Here is a 15,972-nt window from a genome sequence, read left to right as displayed (position 1 = left end):
CGGCTACGTCCCCAGAGAGGCCAGCCGCCCCGCGCCGCCGGGTGCCCGGAAGCATCTCAGTCCTGAAGGTGGACAACATGGGTAAGGAGAAGTATGGACCTCACCGATATCAGGAAGCGCATCGACGAGATCGATGACGGCATCCTCCAGCTGTTCTGCGAGCGGATGGACCTCGCCGCCGACGTGGCGGCGTCGAAGCGGGCGACGGGCAAGGCCGTCTTTGACCCCGCCCGCGAGCGCGACAAGCTGTTCCGCCTAGTCGAAGCGAGCCCTGAGGCGCTCAAGCCCGATGTCGCAAGCCTGTTCTCGCTGCTCATGAGCATGAACAAGGCGGCTCAGCTGAAGATCCTGCACGAGGGCGACCCCGATAGCGTATCCGCTCGTGCCCGCGCGGCGCTCATGCCCGTGGACGAGCCCTTCCCGCCGACCGCCACGATCGCCTGCCAGGGCGTCGAGGGCGCCTACAGCCAGATCGCCGCATGCCGCCTGTTCTCGGTGCCGCGCATCACCTTCCTCTCCACCTTCGAGGGCGTGTTCCGCGCCGTGCGCGACGGCCTGTGCCGCTACGGCGTCGTCCCCATCGAGAACTCGACCGCCGGCTCGGTGAACGCGGTCTACGATCTCCTCGCCGAGTATCGTTTCTCCATCGTCCGTTCGCTCAGGCTCAAGATCGACCATCAGCTCCTCGCGCGCCCCGGCGTGAAACTCGAGGACGTCCGCGAGGTCTACTCGCACGAGCAGGCTATCGCCCAGTGCTCGGAGCTTCTCGACCGCCTCGGCGTGCGCGTCAACGTGTGCGAGAATACCGCCCGCGCCGCCGAGTTCGTCGCGAAATCGGACCGCACCGATATCGCCGCGCTCTCCTCCCGCAGCTGCGCTGAGCTCTATGGCCTTGATATCCTTGCCGACGACGTGCAGGACGAGGGCAACAACTACACGCGTTTCGTGGTTATCTCGGCCACGCCCGAGGTCTATCCAGGTGCCACGCGCACCTCGCTCATGCTCACGCTCCCCCATGCACCCGGCGCGCTCTACCGTGTGCTCGAGCGCCTTTACGCTCTCGATATCAACCTCGTGAAGCTCGAGAGCCGACCCATCGGAAACCGTGACTTCGAGTTCATGTTCTATTTCGACCTCGATTGCCCGGTGGGCAGCCCGGCTCTTGACACCCTGCTCGATGCGCTCGACGACGTTTGCGAGCGCTTCACCTACATCGGCTCGTACACGGAGGTGGTCTAGATGGCGAAGGCGCCCTATGGCGTGCTCGGCCGCGTACTTGGGCACAGTTACACGCCGACGATCTATCGCGAGCTTGCCGGTATGGACTACGTTAGGTTCGAGCGAGAGTCCGAGCAGCTCGAGGACTTTCTTCGTGGCGACGAATGGGCGGGCGTGAACGTCACCATCCCCTATAAGCGCGCGGTCATTCCCTATCTCGACGAGCTGTCGGACATAGCGCAGCGTCTCGGCAACGTAAACACCATCACGCGCCTGCCCGATGGCCGCCTTCGCGGCGACAACACCGATTACTTCGGATTCAAGATGCTCGTGGAATCCCTGGGCATCGACCTCTCGGGTATGACGGCCCTCGTGCTGGGCGGCAGCGGCGGCGCGGGCACGACGGCTCGCACGGTGCTGACCGACCTTGGCGCGAATCCGGTTTCTGTCGGTCGCACGGGTGAGGTCACCTACGACAACCTCGACGCGTATCGGTCCGCCGACCTCATCGTCAACTGCACGCCGGTCGGCATGTTTCCCCACTGTCCGGAGTCCCCGGTCGACCTGAGCCTGTTCGACTCCCTCTCGGCCGTAGTCGACATCGTCTACAACCCTGCCCGTACGCAGGTCATGATGGATGCCGAGCGCAGGGGGATCCCCTGTGTCGGCGGCCTGCTCATGCTCGTCGCTCAGGCGGCTCAAGCCGTCGAGCGCTATACCGGTGCGCCCGTGGATACCGAGGCTGTCTACGACCTGACGAAATCCCTTTCGGCCACCGAGCAGAACATTGCCCTCATCGGCATGCCCGGCAGCGGCAAGACCCGCGTCGGCCAGCAGCTTGCCGCCATCTACGGCCGCGAGCACATCGACGCCGACGACGCCTTCGCCGAGCGCTGCGGCATGTCGGCGGCCGACTACATCGCGAACCATGGCGAAGAGGCGTTTCGCCGTGAGGAGACCGCCTGTCTGGCCGAGCTTGCCGCCACGTCGGGGCTCGTCATCTCATGCGGAGGCGGCGTGGTGACGCGTCCCGAGAACTATCCCTTGCTGCACCAGAACAGCATCATCGTCATGCTCAACCGTCCCATCGACGAGCTCTCGACCAAGGGGCGTCCCATCACAGCGCGCGACGGTGTGCAGAAGCTTGCCGAGCAGCGCATGGACCTGTATCGCAGCTGGGCAGATATCATCGTCGATTCGCTCGACTGCGCTGCAAACACCGCGCGAGCCGTGTCCGAGCGCCTCCCGCGCATGATCGGGAAATAGCTCGGCCGCCGATTTGATCCTGAGGAGGTTCACTCATGAAGTCATTGGTCATCAACGGGCCCAACCTCAACATGCTGGGCGTTCGCGAACCCGACATCTACGGGCGTCAGACCTATGACGATCTGGTCGCCATCTGCAAGAAGGCCGCAACGGAGCTTGGATACGACGAGGTCGAGGTATTCCAGTCAAACCACGAGGGCGCGATCATCGACAAGATCCAGGAGGCCCTCGGCACCTTTGACGGCATCGTGATCAACCCGGCCGCCTACACGCATACGAGCGTGGGCATCCTCGATGCCCTGAAGGCCGTTGCCCTGCCCGCCGTCGAGGTGCACATCTCGGCCGTCGAAGAGCGCGAGGACTTCCGTCAGGTATCCTACGCACGAGCGGCGTGCTTCGCCACGATCACCGGCGAGGGCCTCGAAGGCTATGCCCATGCCCTGCGCCTGCTGAAGGACCATCTGGCCTGATCCAACGCGCAACATCGAGAAATTCATGCAGCCTATAGCCGCCGGAAACCGTATATCCGGCGGCTTGTTGCTTGCGCAGGGGCGATCGCACGCTCTCAAACAATCCATCTTTTCTGACTCCATGACATATCACGCACTTAATCAATAATCTTGGCAATCGGTGTATGCTAGAGACGTTGAGCAATCGGCAAGGGGGGGGTGCGCATGGCAGAGGAGACACCGGTACTCGAGCGCATCTGCCGCTCGGCCGCTTCGGCCGTCTCCAAAGGTCTTCGCCGCTTGCCCGATGCACTCAGCTCGGGCCTGCTGTACACCCTGCTGTTCGCAACGATCATCCTGCTGTTCGGAACCCAGCACACGATGATCATCTCTCCCCTTGTGATCATCTTTCGAGGCAAACGCGGCAAGATGTTCGAGACTTCGGTCATTCCGCGCATGGTCGCCACCCTGCTCGTGCTCAACGTGCTCGCCTACGTGGCGACGCTCAATCTCGCTTTCTGCCTTGCACTCAATATCGTCGTTCCGTTCCTGCTCATCATGGTTCAGGCGAGCCAGTTCAACCCCAAAGCGTACTTCGCCTACGTTATGGCCTTTGTCTTTTTGGAGCTGAGGCCGCTGCCGTTCGAGCAGTTCCTGGTGCAGCTGACCGTTACGGCCTACTCGGCGGTGGTGCTCGCCGCCATCCTTCTCGTCATGCGCTGGCGAGCTGGACGCACAAACGACCCCGAAGGCGATCTTGCAAGCAGCTTGGAGACCCTCGCGGGGCTTCTCGATCGACTCGCTGAGGGCGCGAACGCACAAGAGGTCGAGCAGGAGCTCACCGACCTTGAGCGCGCCTTCGATCGACTCTGCTTCGGCAGTCGCAACCTTCTGCGAAAGCCAGACCGCATGGCGCTTCGCTACTACCTCTATGCGACCCTCTTCCAGCGCGCCATCTACCTCGTCGACGATTCCTCGTGGCAGAGGTCCGCGCAGGGCGATACGGACAGAACCTGCCTCCATGATGTCGCCGCCATGATCCGTCAGGTCAAGGTTGCCCATACGCCCCAGGAGCGCGCGGCGCTCCGCCGTTGCCTTCAGATGCTGCTCGATATGGTTGAGCTTCCCGAGGGGCGCATCCGCATCTTCTTCCGAAGTCTTCTGCATATCCTGATGATCATCGTGTCTGACAGGCCCACGAGGCACCGAGGACTTATTCCGCCGGTCGAGCCGCTCGGCAGGGTCGCGCGCCGTTTTGCCGCCGGCCTGAACACCGACACCTACGAGTTCCGCTTCGCCGTCCGCCTTTCCATCGTGATGGCACTCACCTGCTCGATCAGCCTGCTGTGGGGTTTCAACCACGTGTACTGGCTGCCTTTGAACGCGTTTTTGCTCCTTATGCCGAGCTACGAGGAAAGCTCGCACCGCATGAAGACGCGGCCGCTGGGCACGGCGATCGGTTGCATCGTCTCGTTCCTCGTGGTGCAGGGTCTGCCCGAACCGATCGAGATCTACGTGTTCTGCATGGTCATGATCACCTTCGTGTACGCCTGCTCGCCAGGCAGCTGGATCCAGGCCATCTGGTCGACCTCGTTCGCCCTGACCATGTGCTCGCTCACGATGCCCGAGACGACGGCGATGGCTTTGCGCCTCCTCTTCGTATGCCTCGCCGCGATCATCGTGCTCGCCGTCAACCGCCTGGTGCTTCCCTCGACACGGGAGCGCATCTACGAAGCGAACCGCCGGCAGCTCTTCGAGATCAACCGTTCGTATTGGGATTTTGTGCTCATGAGCATCGACCACCATGTGGAGATCAGGCGCTCCGCGGATATGCTCTCCGATTTCCACCTGGTCTACGAGGAGGCCTACGGGTATGCGCAGGAGCTTGAGGACGATACCGGACGGCACCGCGAATGCACGCGCCTGGTGACCTACTGGCATATGTTCTCCGAGGTGGAGCAAGTGGAGTACCTCGTGCAAGCGGGCGAGCTGAGCGAGTCCGACCTGAACATCCTGCGGCGCATCGCCGAGCGGCTGCACGAGAAGGTCGTACCGCAGCCCGTCGGATGCCTCGCCGTCGACCTCACGGACGACATCGAATCCGAAGACCTGCGCTACGCCCTCGAGCACTACATCGAGAACAGCTTTACCCTGCGAAGCCTCGCACAGGGAAGCGTCTAGAGCGTACCCGCCTCCTGGAGCATCTCGCGCGCATGGGCAAGCGAAGCCTCGGTCGTGTCTCCCGAGAGCATACGGGCGATCTCGCGCACGCGATCATCGCCGACGACCGGGTCGAGCATCGTCACCGGCATGTCATCGTCGCTTTTGCGCACCACGTAATGGCGCTCGCCCATGACCGCGACCTGGGCGAGGTGGGTGACCACGATGACCTGATGGGTGCGTGCAAGGTCGCCGAGGACCATGCCGAGAGCGCGGGCCGTCGATCCGCCGACGCCGGCATCGACCTCGTCGAACACCAGGGTGTCGACGCCGTCCGATTCGCCGAGCACCACCTTGCTCGCAAGCATGACGCGGGACAGCTCGCCGCCCGACGCGATGCGCCGAAGCGGCCGGGGCGTCATGCCGGCACCGCTGCGATAGAGCAGCTCGCAGGCACAGGGACCCTGATCGGTCCAGGAAGCACGGGGAAGCTCGCGGCTCTCCCAGACAAGCTCGGCGCGACCCATCTCGAGGCGGGCCATCTGTCGGCCGACCTCGCGGCAGAACCGGGGAGCGGCGGCATCGCGCGCACGGGTCAGCGCCTTGGCGGCGCGGGAGAGCTCGGCTTCCCGCTCATCGCGCTCGCGCGCGGCAGCGCGGACGCGGGCCTCGGCATCGTCGACGAGCGAGAGCAGCTCGCGGGCCTCGTCGAGCCGAGCGAACACGTCCTCCATGCGAGGACCGAACTGTCGCATAAGCCCTTTCAGGGATGCATAGCGCTCCTGGGCCCGAGCAAGCTCGCGCTCATCGAAATCGATGGACTGGCGGTAGCGGCGAAGGCCGGAGGCGACATCCTCGATCGAGATGGCGACGGAAGAAAGCTCGTCGGCAAACGTAGCGAGCTCCGAATCGACGCGCCCCATACGAGCAAGCTCGGCGATGGCGGCATTCAGAGCATCGAGACATCCGCCCTCGTCGGATAGCGAGGCATCGGCGTCAAGTGCCGCGGAGATCAGCGACTCGGCATGCTCGGCACGAGGAAGGGTCTCCTCAAGCTCCTCAAGCTCGCCGGGCTGGGGATCGACCTCGGAAATCGCATCGACAGCAAACCGGGCGTCCTCAAGGCGCTCTCCTTGGGTGCGCGAGGCCTCCTCGATGCGCTCAAGCTCCTTCTGGGCAGCACGAGCGGCATGGAGAGCCTCGCGATAGGCGCAGAGCAGGGGCGCGATGGTGGCGTCAGACCATGCATCGACCATACCAACATGGGTCGCAGGGTCGAGCAACCGCTGGTGCTCGTGCTGACCGCACAGGTCGATATGGGAGCCAACCTGATCGGCAAGCTCGCGGACGCTCGCGATGGAGCCGTCGATGCGCACGCGGCTGCGCCCGTCGGCGCTCACGCGGCGCTGAACGACGATACCGTCGGTATCATGGGCGTCAGTGAAGAGGCGGCCCGTCACGACGGCCGCGGCCTCACCCTCGCGAACCATGGCGGAATCGGCACGCTCCCCCATCAGGAGCTTGCAGGCGGATAGCAGCGCCGTCTTGCCGGCGCCTGTCTCGCCGGTCAGAACCGTCAGGCCAGGGCAGGGTTCGAGGGTCGCCTCGCGGATGAGAGCGAGGTTCTCGACGCGAATCTCATCGATCATCGCGACGCACCCCGTAGAAGACGCGCGATACGGAATTGTAGAAGCTCTCCGGGCCGTAATCGAGCAGCAGGACGTCGGCGTCTCCGCGCCGGACCGCCACGTGGTCGATAACGCCCTCGCGGCTGACGAACTGGCCGTCTACAGCGACGGCTGGGATGGAGGGCCTGTCGTGGGACATCGCGACCTCGACGACATCGGAGGGCGACGTCATGAAGGCACGCGCCTGGATGGTATGGGGCGCGATCGGCACGCAGACCATGCCGGTGAAATCGGGGCTCACGATGGGGCCGCCGGCAGACAGCGCGTATCCGGTAGAGCCCGTCGCGGTGGAAACGACGACGCCATCGCCGCGAAGGCGGTCGATATGATGGCCGGAAACGTTGATATCGAACTCGACCATATCGGAGAGCGGCCCGCGCGTGAGGGCCATGTCGTTCAGGCCCTCTGCTTCAATAACGGATTCGGTCCCATCGTCGGCGATCGCCGTGATGGTGCAGGCGATGGTCGCACGACGGCTCACATGCATCTCCCCGGCAAGGGCATCGGAAACAACAGACAGGATATCGCGCTCTTGAGGGCTCGCGGCCGTAAGGAAGCCCACATGGCCGTACGAGAGACCCAGAATGGGGATCTCGCGCTTCGAAACGAGACGGGCGGCGCGCAACAGCGTGCCGTCTCCGCCAAGCGAGATCACCAGGTCGCTGCCGTCGACATCTGCCTCGCCGGCAATTTTGGACGTGGCATCCTTCGCCCAGGCAACCTCATAGCCCTGACGAGACAACCACAGCTCAAGGGTGAGCCCGCTCTGGACGGCCTCGTCGCTTCGGTAGTTCGGTACGAGAAAAATCTTCATAGGGTCCCTGCCTTTTCGTGAAGGTGGGTGACATGCGTTGCCAAAGAGGCATCGTCGAGGTTCTGACCATCGATTTTGCGCCCGTAGAGGAAGAACTCGCGGTTTCCCTTCGCCCCGGTGATCGGCGATGCGCAGACGTCGATCGGCAGAAGCCCGCGCTCGCAGAACAGATCGATCACGGAGCGCAGAACGCGGACGCGCACGGCTGGATCGCGCACCACGCCACCCTCGCCGACCTCTTCAGGTGCCGCCTCGAACTGTGGCTTGACGAGGGTGCAAAAGACCCCCTGGGGAGCAAGGAGCTCCACGACGGCATCGATGATATGGGAGATGCTCGTAAACGAGACATCGCAGACCGCGAGGTCGAACGATGCGCCATATCCCATAGCCGGCACATCGACGATATTCGTTCGCTCGAGCAGGGTGACACGCTCGTCGTTTCGAAGCGACCAAGCGAACTGAGCGCGCCCGACATCGACTGAAACGACGCTCGAGGCCCCCCGCTGCAGCAGGCAGTCGGTAAACCCGCCCGTGGAGCATCCGATATCGATGCACGAGCAGCCAGTCGGGTCGATACCGAACGCATCGAGTGCTCCCGCGAGCTTGAACCCTCCGCGCCCGACATAGGGTATGCTGCCCTTCACGTGTATGTCGCTGCCGGCAGGAATGCGCACGGCAGGCGAGGTGAGACGCTCGCCTCCGCTTGAAACCGATCCTGCCATGCAAAGCCGCAGGGCCTCGTCGCGATCGGCGACAAGACCCTGTGCAATCATTTCATCATCGAGTCGAACCCGCTTCATGATGGGCGCTACTCCCCCGCCTCATCGCTCGCCGGTTCCGCCGGTGCACCCGCTTCGCGCGCAGCATCGGCTTCCTGAACCTCAGCGAGAGCATCCTCCTCGCGCGGCGTGAGGTCAAAGGTGTCGACCATATCGACGGCACGAGAACCGATCTCGATCGCCTCGTCGAACAGGTCGAGGCAACGCTCAAGCGAGGTATCCTTCGAGCGAACCGTGGCGATAATCTCGTCCAGGCGCTCGGTCAGATCGTCGAAATTGCCCGCCGCGGAATCACTCATCGACAGCCTCGTCAGAAAGGTCGGGATCGGCCTCGCTCGCCGAAGCGTCGTCATCAGCAAAGATATGCGGGTCGCGCGCGATACGGCCGAGCACGCCGTTCACAAAGCGCGACGACTCATCCGTGCCGTACGCCTTGGCGATCTCGACCGCCTCGTTGATCACGATGGCATCTTCGGCAGGCGCGTCCTCGCCCGCAAGGCGCATCTCGTAGACGGCGATGCGCAGGAGGTTGCGGTCGGCACTCGGCATGCGGTAGAGGCTCCAGTTGTCGGAAACCTCATGCAGGGCGTCATCGATCTCGTCGAGATGCGCATAGCAGCCGCGAGCGAGCTGCTCGGCATAGGGCTGAAGCGGCTTATCGGACGAAAGCAGGAAATCGCCCGCAAGCACCTCATCGACAGGTTTATCGAGCGCCTCTGCCTGGAAAAGGATCTGAAGCGCCTGGCTTCGGGCAAGGGTGCGCCCGCGCTCAACTTTTAGACTCAAGATTACTCCTTGGGGAAGACAAGACCGTCGATGCACACATCGACCGCGCAGACGCCGACACCGACCTGACCGTCAATCGCCTTGACGCAGGCGGCGCGCACGGCCTCGGCAAGCTTCTTGAACGGATAGCCGAAGAACACGGTGACGCGCACGGTGAGGTGAAGCTTCTCGTCCTCGACCACAGCCTCGATCGGCGGAAGCGCCGGGGCGGCACTGCGCGCCGAGAACATGGAGACGAGGCTCGTGGCAAAGTCGTTCACGCCAACGGAGGCGACACCCTCGACCTCCTCAACCGCGCGGGAGACGATGGTGGAAAGGACCTCGGGAGCGATGGCGATACCGTCGATCTTGATCTCAGAAGACATGTTCTCACCCATTTCTTGGGAAAGGTTGCAAAGCGGTTCCATACAGAACCAGTGTACACGATACCCCATATGCCGGAGATGTGCGACACGACATCCGTACGCGACGAAAAAAGGGCGGGGTACGAGACCCCGCCCTGAAAACCAGCGGTTCGGCAGCGACTAGACGCGGGAGACGAACTTGCCGTCGCGGGTGTCGACCTTGATCTTCTCGCCGACGTTCAGGTACATGGGAACCTGGACGGTGGCGCCGGTCTCGATGACGGCGGGCTTGGTGCCGCCCTGGACGGTATCGCCCTTGAAGCCCGGGTCGGTCTCGGTGACCTCGACCTCGATGAACATCGGCGGGTTCACGCCCATGAGCTCGTCGTCAGCGTACAGAAGCTGGCAGACGTCGTTCTCCTTGAGCCACTTGGCGTTATCGCCGATGAAGTCGGTGGGAACGGGCACCTGATCGTAGGTCTCCATGTTCATGAAGTAGTAGTGATCGCCATCGTTGTAGAGGTACTGCATCTCGGTGGTGGTGAGCGTCACGCTCTCGAACTTCGAGCCGGCGTTGCAGGTGTTCTCGACGACACGGCCGGTCTTGATGTCCTTGGTCTTGTAGCGGACGAAGGCGCCACCCTTACCAGGCTTGACGTGCTGGAACTCGACGATGGTGCAGACCTTGTCCTTGATGCGGAGGCCGAGGCCGTTCTTGAAATCAGCGGTGGTGATGGATGCCATGGAAGACCTTTCTCACTCAATATGCATAACGACAATAGTATACGGCAATTTGCAGCTCACGCATAACATACAACAGAACAGCCATACCTTGAGGCGGATTATGGATCTTGTGAATGACTAAAACTTCCATTTGTTAATAAGACTGTGCTGTGTTGTTCGATTCATATGGTACGCTATGCTATGGTGCGAGGGGCGATAAGCTGACTCCTATTGAACGGAGAAAGCTATGGAACTACAGGACGCTTTGCTTCTGATTTCTATCGTATTAGCGGCTTTTGAAATCGGCTACACAGTGGGCCGACGAAAATAGCCGCCCCCGCCTAAGCGGAGACGGCCACTTTCCACCCCAAAAAGGTAACGAGAGTCGGCTAGATCCCGCACCACCGGGATAACCCTCGCACCGCAAGTTTAGCACGTTTAATCCAAACGCATCTACACGAATAGCAACTAGCAATCGATGATCTGCAGCTCGTGCGGGCTGTGCGTGAACGGCTCGAAGCCGTCCTCGGTGACCAGACCGTAGTCCTCAAGACGCACGCCGCCGACACCGGGCAGGTACACGCCGGGCTCGACCGTGATGACCGCGCCGGCCTCGACGATATTGCTCTTGCGGCCGAAGTTCGGCAGCTCATGGATGTCGATACCCACGCCGTGGCCAAGACCGTGACCGTAGTGGTCGCCATGTCCGGCCTCGGAGATGATCTTCACAGACAGGTTGTGGATGTCGCTGCCGTCAACGCCTGCGTGAATGGCGCGGACACACTCCTCATGGGTGCGCTGGACCAGATCGTACAGAGCGCGCTGCTCCTCGGTCGGTTCACCGAGCACGACGGTGCGAGTCATGTCGGAATCGTAATCGCGGTAGCGCGCGCCGTAATCCATAAGAACGAAGTCGCCCTTCTCGACGACGCGATCGCTCGGGATGGCATGAGGATTCGCAGAGTTCGGACCAGACGCCACGATGGAATCGAACGCGAGACCATCGGCGCCGTTGTTGAGCATGAAGTTCTCAAGCTCGCTGCGGATCTGCTTCTCGGTCAAACCGGGACGGATGAACTCGAGCATATGGGCGAAGGCGGCGTCGGTGATGGACTGCGCATGGCGCATGAGCTCGATCTCCTCGGCATCCTTGATAGCGCGCATGCGACGGATATCGCCATGCATCTGGGGCAGCATGCAGGAGATGGAACGGTCCTCGAGGCCGCGGACGATTCCCTGGTAGAAGCTGAGCTGCATATCGTCCTCAATGGCGACGACATGGCAACGGTTCTCGAGTGCTCGCTGGGCCACCCAGCCAGGGATGTCGAAACCATCCATATCGACCTGCCACGGGCTTCCCTCGGGCAGGTTCTCCTCGAAGCTGTTGAAGTAACGCGAATCGGTGTGCAGATAGCAGGCGTCCGCCGTGATGAACGCAGCGTGAGGGAACTCGTAGGTGTAATCGAACACGCCCATCGCGCCAGTGAGCCAGCGAAGATTCGCCTCGTCACGCACGACGACGGCATCGTAGCTGCGCTCATCCATCATGGCGCGCACGCGTGCGATGCGGCCGGCCGGTCCGTTAAGGGTCACAGACATAGACCCGCTCCTTTCTCGATGTCAGTACCGCACGATATAGTACACCTGCAACCGAGAAGGAGAGGCTCCTGGCAGAAATTGCAGGTTAAGCATTTTTAGACAGGAGGCTATCAAACGGAAATGAAGTACAGCTGTTATTACAAAAGGACATCTTGTCTTAATGAGAGCCCTCTCGTTATTCCATCTGTCGTGACGATATGCAGCCGCAATCGCAACAGGATACTTAGGCACCGGTATTAATGCTTAAGTTACATGTTTCGCCATGCGTGAGGAACAGGGCTTTGAAATACTGGTCGATACGCGCCGCCCTTGCCCCCTACTCCTCCTCGCGGCGGGAATCGAGGTAGGCGGCGGTGTGGCGCTCGAGGACATCCTCCTCGATAGCGCACAGACGGATGGCGCCTGGATAGCGAGGCAGAGCAAGCATGAGTCGATTCGCACGGCTGTAACGCTCGGCTTTCAGTGCGTCCACGAACGCAGCTGCGTCGATATCAAACATGAGCTCCTCGACACCGAGGTCTTCAAGGCGATCGTCAATCTCGAAGATGGTGTCGACTTCGAACTTGCAGACGTCGTGGGCAAGGCGCGCTTCGAAACGCAGACCCTCTGCGCGAAGCTGGTACCAGGGAATTTCGGGGCCGAGCAGTTTTCGTAGGGCGCGCGCAGTCGTCTGACCGTATTGGAACGCATTGCGCGACGAAGGGTTCGCCGAGCGGATGGCGCCGGAGCGAGCCGTCTGCGCAGAGCACAGCGCGTTCGCGAACTCAACCGCGTCGCCGTTAAGCATGCCCTCGATCTTCTCGGGGAACTGATCCCAGATGCGACGGCTATCTGCAAGGGCGGAAGCGAGCAGCTCGACGTAGCCGAGCCCGACCTCGTCGACATCGCGACCGAGCACAAGGTCGATGTCGGCAACGACCATATCCCATCCTGGAAGGGTCGATACCATCTCGGAGGCGCCGCCCGCATCGAGCGCCCTCATCGAAGTCGCCAGGGTGCACATGGCATCGAGCGTACAGGCGATCGCGACGCTCGACATGCCGGAGCACCAAGTGCGCGAGCAGAACGAGACGACGGAGCAGACCTCGACGGCACCGACGGCAACGACAAGGTCGTCTGACGTGAGACCAAGAGAGGCGAACTCGGCATACAGGCGTTCGGCAGCTGCGAGGGTCACCAGCGGATGCATATCCGCCAGCGAAAGCTCGTCGACGGTAAATCCGCTGTCGATCAGCGCGCGACGCACCGTGCGCCGCATGGACTCATCGGGCAGGGCGTCGCACACGACAAGAGCGCGCTTGGGAGCACCGACGACGTTCTTCAGCAGGCGCGGAAGCTCCTCAAGGGCGCCCGGGCCCACGCGGAAGTCCGTCGAGTTGGATCCGAAGTTCACAAGTTGACGGCGAACGGTCATAGCAGTCCACGCTCCAAAAGAAGTTCGGCACAGAGATAGGAAACCTCTGTGAAAGATTTACCACGAATATCGACCGTAAGGTCGGCGGCCTGGCGATACAGCGGTCGGCGATGCTCGAGCAGGTGCGCCGCGTGCTCGTCGGATCTGAAATCGGGTCGGGTGTCGCGACGCCTGATCTGCCTCAGCGAATCGTCGATATCACCATCGAGATAGACGCAAAAGCCCATCTGGCGCATCAGATCGAGGTTGCGCGGCGTCTCGACGATGCCGCCGCCGCACGACACGAGCAGACTGCGCTGAGAGGCAAGAGAGGCCAGCACCTCGGTCTCAAGCACGCGGAAGGCATCCTCACCATCGATCTCAAAGATCTTGCGGACGCTCAGACCGCGCTTCCGCTCGACCAAGCGGTCGGTATCGACATAGCGCCGATTGAACATCACGCCGAGATTCTTGGCGAGCGTCGACTTGCCCGCACCGAGAAACCCGACGAAGAAGATATGATCGCAACCGCGCTTGACCGCCTCGTACATGGTCTCCTACTCCTCGCAGGGGACATCACGCAGCGCGCGGCGCTCGAAGATCCGGAAGATCTGCGTGTACCAAAGATCGACGGTCGTCTGCGGTTTGACGAGGATGGTGTCGACACCGGCAAGGTTGCCTGCCCACACATCAGTATAGAGCTGATCGCCGATAAGCACGGCATCATGGGGCGCGACGCCCATACGGCGCAGCGCAGCCTTGATGGCAAAAGGCGCGGGCTTCATGGCGTGGCTGATGGCGTTGAGCCCCAGCTCGCCAGCGGAACGCATCACCTGGTCACGATGCCAGTTGTTGGAAACCATGTAGAGCGAGAACCCAAGCTCCCGTGCACGGTCGAGCCAATCGCAGACCTCCTGCGGGGCGGTCTTGCGATCACGCGGCACGAGCGTGTTATCGCGGTCGAGCATGATCGCCCGCTTGCCCTGAGCCCAGAGCTCATCGAGATCGATGCGGTCTACCGAGGCGACATAGCGATGCGGTGCAAAAAGACTCATTGATGCGACTCCGAATACTCCTGGCTGTCGCGCTCGAACTGCTCGTAATCGGAGCTGAACCGATGTGTGCCATCGCCTTCAGGAGAAGCAACATAGTACAGGTAATCGGTGTCAGCCGGGTTAAGCGCCGCCTCGATCGAGGTGATGCTCGGGCTGCAGATGGGCCCCGGGGTGAGACCGTAGTTCTGGTAGATGTTGTACGGGGAGTCGATCTCGAGGTCATCGTAGGTGACCGGATCGCTGCCGCCGCCGCGGGCGTATACGATTGCCGCATCGATCTGCAGGGGCATGTCGATGTCAAGACGGTTGTAGATGACGCTTGCAACCAGCGGGCGCTCATCGACAACAGCGGTCTCGCGCTCGATGAGGGAAGCCACGGTGATGATCTCCTGCGCGTTCAGGCCGTCGTGGCCGGCATCGAGGTCAAGCGAAGAGGTCTCGGTCACAAACTGATCGAGCAGCGTGCGGATGATCTCGTCTGACGTCGGGGTATCGGTAAACGAATAGGTCTTGGGATAGAGGTAGCCCTCGAGGGAATCGTCGTAAGTACCCTCGAGGAAGGGGTAATCAGCGACGTAGTTCGAGGCGACCGCCTGAGCCAGGAAGTCATCGGCGGAGATGCCGAAGACCTCTTCGACGCGCGCGGCGGTCTGGGCAACCGTCAGGCCCTCCTGGATGGTGAGCGTGATGCCCTCGACGTTGGGACCGTCGACAAGCTGCTGCACGACCTCCTCGGGATCCTGTCCGGTATAGAGGATGTAGTCGCCGGGCTTGATGGACATCTCGGCGTCCAGGTTCTTCACGGCTGCGTAATACGCCTTCGGATTGTCGATCACGTGGTTCTGGGAGAGGATCTGAGCGATGGTGTCGCCCGAGGAGCCTTCGGGGATGTTGATCTGGACCTCGATGCCGGGCTGGACGGACTCACTCGAGGACCCGCCGGACAGAAGGCCGCTCACCGCGGGCACGGCGAACACGCCGATCGCGATGATGACGGCAATGGCCAGAATACCCATGAGGATGGCGGGAACCGGAGAGGTCTTCTTAACCTGAGCGGGTGCGCTGCGCCTCGTGACGGGCTGCGCACCCACGGGACGAGATGCAGAGCCGCCGGTATTGGCAGAGCCGGAAGTCCGATGACTCCCCGCGGAGTTCGCCGTACGGGCGGGAGCCGGAGCGGAAGGGTCCCTGAAGCGCTTACCCGCAGGACGGGAACCGGTCGAGGAATTCGGGGCCTGGCGACGGTGGGTACCGCGATCATCGTTATACGCCATGGTCGTCCTTTCGGTTCTGGGCATCGAGCCACGTCTGCAAAAACAGCGACGCGGCAACCATATCTACCTTGCCACGCATCTTGCGCTCAGAAAGGCCGCGCTCGCGAAGGATGCGTTTCGCCTCGCGCGAGGATAGCCGCTCATCGGTGAACTCAAGCGGAAGGTCAAGCGCCTTCGCGATCGTACGAGCCTGCTCCATGACGCGCTCAGCCTGAGGTCCGTCCTCCCCCGCCATCGTCTGCGGCCGGCCGCAGACGAGAACGTCGGGTTCATGGTCCTCGACAACTTGGCGGAAACTCCGCGCAAGCTGCATCACCTCGGCAGCAGGCAGAACGGTCACCGGCATGGCAACCTGTCCGGAGCGGTCGGAGACGGCGATGCCCACACGGGCATCGCCGATATCGAGCGCGAGCGCGATCACGCG

The 15,972-nt window shown here is 62.2% G+C and carries 17 protein-coding genes; 4 read left to right on the top strand and 13 right to left on the bottom strand.

Going from position 1 to position 15,972, the window contains the following annotated elements:
• Positions 1–93 precede the first annotated feature (93 nt).
• The 4 genes from pheA (at position 94) to H6A16_RS00635 (ending at position 5,114) form a co-directional block, all read left to right on the top strand.
• Positions 94–1,239 carry a prephenate dehydratase gene (gene pheA / locus H6A16_RS00650; RefSeq protein ID WP_204615250.1) on the top strand — a complete coding sequence of 382 codons (1,146 nt, stop codon included), beginning with the start codon at positions 94–96 and terminating at the stop codon, positions 1,237–1,239.
• Entirely contained in the window at positions 1,240–2,484 is a 1,245-nt protein-coding gene (locus H6A16_RS00645; protein WP_204615248.1) for a shikimate kinase, read from the top strand. It begins immediately after the preceding gene.
• Between the two features lie 35 nt (positions 2,485–2,519).
• Positions 2,520–2,954, top strand: coding sequence for a type II 3-dehydroquinate dehydratase (gene aroQ / locus H6A16_RS00640; RefSeq protein WP_204615247.1), 435 nt, complete (start codon positions 2,520–2,522; stop codon positions 2,952–2,954).
• 204 nt (positions 2,955–3,158) lie between these two features.
• Positions 3,159–5,114, top strand: coding sequence for an FUSC family protein (locus H6A16_RS00635; protein WP_204615246.1), 1,956 nt, complete (start codon positions 3,159–3,161; stop codon positions 5,112–5,114).
• Here the strand turns inward: H6A16_RS00635 and recN are convergent.
• The 13 genes from recN to ruvX form a co-directional block, all read right to left on the bottom strand.
• A complete protein-coding gene (recN, locus tag H6A16_RS00630) occupies positions 5,111–6,742 on the bottom strand; it encodes a DNA repair protein RecN (protein ID WP_204615245.1) in 1,632 nt (543 codons plus the stop codon). The two genes, H6A16_RS00635 and recN, sit on opposite strands and share 4 nt — an antisense overlap.
• Complete coding sequence (locus tag H6A16_RS00625) at positions 6,732–7,595, bottom strand: NAD(+)/NADH kinase (RefSeq protein ID WP_204615244.1); 864 nt, start codon at positions 7,593–7,595, stop codon at positions 6,732–6,734. Before H6A16_RS00625 ends, recN begins: the two co-directional genes overlap by 11 nt.
• The gene (locus H6A16_RS00620; RefSeq protein ID WP_204615243.1) at positions 7,592–8,395 is read right to left on the bottom strand and encodes a TlyA family RNA methyltransferase; all 804 of its coding nucleotides are present in this window, start codon (positions 8,393–8,395) and stop codon (positions 7,592–7,594) included. Before H6A16_RS00620 ends, H6A16_RS00625 begins: the two co-directional genes overlap by 4 nt.
• Before the next feature lie 8 nt (positions 8,396–8,403).
• The gene (locus tag H6A16_RS00615) at positions 8,404–8,673 is read right to left on the bottom strand and encodes an exodeoxyribonuclease VII small subunit (protein WP_204615242.1); all 270 of its coding nucleotides are present in this window, start codon (positions 8,671–8,673) and stop codon (positions 8,404–8,406) included.
• Entirely contained in the window at positions 8,666–9,160 is a 495-nt protein-coding gene (gene nusB, locus H6A16_RS00610) for a transcription antitermination factor NusB (RefSeq protein ID WP_204615241.1), read from the bottom strand. Before nusB ends, H6A16_RS00615 begins: the two co-directional genes overlap by 8 nt.
• Positions 9,161–9,162: 2 nt before the next feature.
• Positions 9,163–9,525, bottom strand: a complete 363-nt coding sequence (locus tag H6A16_RS00605) for an Asp23/Gls24 family envelope stress response protein (RefSeq protein WP_204615240.1) — start codon at positions 9,523–9,525, stop codon at positions 9,163–9,165.
• Positions 9,526–9,684: 159 nt separating this feature from the next.
• Complete coding sequence (gene efp / locus H6A16_RS00600; protein WP_204615239.1) at positions 9,685–10,248, bottom strand: elongation factor P; 564 nt, start codon at positions 10,246–10,248, stop codon at positions 9,685–9,687.
• A gap of 447 nt (positions 10,249–10,695) precedes the next feature.
• A complete protein-coding gene (locus tag H6A16_RS00595; protein ID WP_204615238.1) occupies positions 10,696–11,826 on the bottom strand; it encodes a M24 family metallopeptidase in 1,131 nt (376 codons plus the stop codon).
• A gap of 316 nt (positions 11,827–12,142) precedes the next feature.
• A complete protein-coding gene (locus H6A16_RS00590; protein ID WP_204615237.1) occupies positions 12,143–13,240 on the bottom strand; it encodes an iron-containing alcohol dehydrogenase in 1,098 nt (365 codons plus the stop codon).
• The gene (locus tag H6A16_RS00585; RefSeq protein WP_204615236.1) at positions 13,237–13,770 is read right to left on the bottom strand and encodes a shikimate kinase; all 534 of its coding nucleotides are present in this window, start codon (positions 13,768–13,770) and stop codon (positions 13,237–13,239) included. The genes H6A16_RS00590 and H6A16_RS00585 overlap by 4 nt, the downstream gene beginning before the upstream one ends.
• A gap of 6 nt (positions 13,771–13,776) precedes the next feature.
• Positions 13,777–14,274 (bottom strand): YqeG family HAD IIIA-type phosphatase, encoded by a 498-nt coding sequence (locus tag H6A16_RS00580; RefSeq protein ID WP_204615235.1) that lies wholly within the window; start codon positions 14,272–14,274, stop codon positions 13,777–13,779.
• Entirely contained in the window at positions 14,271–15,548 is a 1,278-nt protein-coding gene (gene mltG, locus H6A16_RS00575) for an endolytic transglycosylase MltG (RefSeq protein ID WP_239458092.1), read from the bottom strand. The genes H6A16_RS00580 and mltG overlap by 4 nt, the downstream gene beginning before the upstream one ends.
• Positions 15,538–15,969 carry a Holliday junction resolvase RuvX gene (gene ruvX / locus H6A16_RS00570; RefSeq protein WP_204615233.1) on the bottom strand — a complete coding sequence of 144 codons (432 nt, stop codon included), beginning with the start codon at positions 15,967–15,969 and terminating at the stop codon, positions 15,538–15,540. Before ruvX ends, mltG begins: the two co-directional genes overlap by 11 nt.
• Positions 15,970–15,972 lie beyond the last annotated feature (3 nt).

The organism is Collinsella tanakaei (assembly GCF_016900375.1).
In the GTDB taxonomy this organism is placed as follows: Bacteria; Actinomycetota; Coriobacteriia; order Coriobacteriales; family Coriobacteriaceae; genus Collinsella.
This window is presented reverse-complemented; position numbering and strand designations above follow the sequence as displayed.

Coding starts and splice junctions, on each gene's coding strand:
- H6A16_RS00625 (WP_204615244.1), bottom strand. CDS start 7,595: ATGAAGATTTTTCTCGTACCGAACTACCGAAGCGACGAGGCCGTCCAG.
- H6A16_RS00620 (WP_204615243.1), bottom strand. CDS start 8,395: ATGAAGCGGGTTCGACTCGATGATGAAATGATTGCACAGGGTCTTGTC.
- H6A16_RS00585 (WP_204615236.1), bottom strand. CDS start 13,770: ATGTACGAGGCGGTCAAGCGCGGTTGCGATCATATCTTCTTCGTCGGG.
- H6A16_RS00580 (WP_204615235.1), bottom strand. CDS start 14,274: ATGAGTCTTTTTGCACCGCATCGCTATGTCGCCTCGGTAGACCGCATC.
- aroQ (WP_204615247.1), top strand. CDS start 2,520: ATGAAGTCATTGGTCATCAACGGGCCCAACCTCAACATGCTGGGCGTT.
- pheA (WP_204615250.1), top strand. CDS start 94: ATGGACCTCACCGATATCAGGAAGCGCATCGACGAGATCGATGACGGC.
- H6A16_RS00595 (WP_204615238.1), bottom strand. CDS start 11,826: ATGTCTGTGACCCTTAACGGACCGGCCGGCCGCATCGCACGCGTGCGC.
- H6A16_RS00615 (WP_204615242.1), bottom strand. CDS start 8,673: ATGAGTGATTCCGCGGCGGGCAATTTCGACGATCTGACCGAGCGCCTG.
- efp (WP_204615239.1), bottom strand. CDS start 10,248: ATGGCATCCATCACCACCGCTGATTTCAAGAACGGCCTCGGCCTCCGC.
- H6A16_RS00645 (WP_204615248.1), top strand. CDS start 1,240: ATGGCGAAGGCGCCCTATGGCGTGCTCGGCCGCGTACTTGGGCACAGT.
- H6A16_RS00605 (WP_204615240.1), bottom strand. CDS start 9,525: ATGTCTTCTGAGATCAAGATCGACGGTATCGCCATCGCTCCCGAGGTC.
- mltG (WP_239458092.1), bottom strand. CDS start 15,548: ATGGCGTATAACGATGATCGCGGTACCCACCGTCGCCAGGCCCCGAAT.
- H6A16_RS00590 (WP_204615237.1), bottom strand. CDS start 13,240: ATGACCGTTCGCCGTCAACTTGTGAACTTCGGATCCAACTCGACGGAC.
- recN (WP_204615245.1), bottom strand. CDS start 6,742: ATGATCGATGAGATTCGCGTCGAGAACCTCGCTCTCATCCGCGAGGCG.
- H6A16_RS00635 (WP_204615246.1), top strand. CDS start 3,159: ATGGCAGAGGAGACACCGGTACTCGAGCGCATCTGCCGCTCGGCCGCT.